A 574-nucleotide genomic window follows, 5' to 3' on the forward strand; every position below is an offset into this window, starting at 1 on the left:
CGCTCTGGACGTGGTGTCGTGGGGTGAGCGGTCGCGTGTGGTGGAGGGGTTCAACGACACGGGGCGTGTGCTTTCGGGTGGTTCGTTGGTCGGGGCGTTCGAGGAGCAGGTGGCGCGGACGCCGGAGGCGACCGCGGTGGTGTGTGGTGATGAGGCTGTCTCGTATGGGCGGTTGAACGCTCGGGCGAATCGTTTGGCGCGGCGGTTGGTGGAGGCCGGGGCGGGGCCTGAGCGTGTGGTGGCGGTGGTGTTGCCGCGGTCGGTGGATCTGGTGGTGGCGGTACTGGGTGTGCTCAAGAGCGGGGCGGCTTATGTGCCGGTGGATCCGGAGTATCCGGTTGAGCGGGTGCGGTTCATGTTGGAGGACAGTGCTCCGGTGGCGGCGGTGACGGTGTCCGGGGTGGCTGGGTGCGTGGGTGAGGGTGTGGCCCGGGTGCTGTTGGACGTGGAGTCGTTGGAGGGGTACGCGGACGGTGACGTGGGTGATGGGGAGCGGTCGGGGGTGTTGTGTGCCGAGCATCCGGCGTATGTGATCTATACGTCGGGTTCGACCGGCCGCCCCAAAGCCGTCGTC

General features: G+C 68.1%; 1 protein-coding gene. It reads left to right on the forward strand.

Annotation, left to right across the window (positions count from 1 at the left end; genetic code table 11):
* The coding region (locus tag IE195_RS26000; protein WP_191276428.1) for an AMP-binding protein at positions 1 to 574 on the forward strand (574 nt) is incomplete at both ends.

Origin of the sequence: Nocardiopsis terrae (genome assembly GCF_014651695.1) — a bacterium.
Classification (GTDB): Bacteria; Actinomycetota; Actinomycetes; order Streptosporangiales; family Streptosporangiaceae; genus Nocardiopsis; species Nocardiopsis terrae.